Origin of the sequence: Bacillus cereus group sp. BfR-BA-01379, assembly GCF_022663605.1 — a bacterium.
Classification (GTDB): Bacteria; Bacillota; Bacilli; order Bacillales; family Bacillaceae_G; genus Bacillus_A; species Bacillus_A mobilis.
In genome coordinates this window covers 1-421 of the sequence record NZ_JAKUFT010000203.1, presented here as the reverse complement: position 1 = coordinate 421, position 421 = coordinate 1, and the positions used below count along the sequence as shown (strand labels likewise).

Genomic DNA, 421 nt, shown 5'->3' with positions numbered 1-421 from the left:
TTTTCCGTTATATTCAAATTGAATCCAGTCATTTTGTACTTGGTGTGTTGTTTCGATTACATCATCTTGTTTCAACTTACCAATGATCTCTGAATCTGTATTTGCTCCAGCACGTACGTTTAATACGTTTGCTGTTACGTAGTAAGTATCTTTTGTGTAGTCAGCGCTAATGAAAGCTTCTTTACCGCTATTCAATTTCACTTTTGACCATCCGTTTTCTGTATGTAAAACGTTAACTTTATATCCATCTAATAATTTTCCGACAACTTGTGATTCAGTAGTTGGGTTTTCTCGTACGTTTAGTACGTCAGTTGTTACAATCGTTTCTGCTTTAGCAGATGTTGTGAAAATCCCAAGACCAAAAACCGCTGCTGTTGCTATACCCATAAATTTTTTCATAATAGCCTCCATTGCATTTGTT

General features: G+C 35.4%; 1 protein-coding gene. It reads right to left on the bottom strand.

Annotated elements, in window-relative coordinates:
- Window positions 1-421 (bottom strand): SH3 domain-containing protein (locus MR113_RS27465; protein WP_242257491.1); only part of this gene is annotated, 421 nt, incomplete at both ends.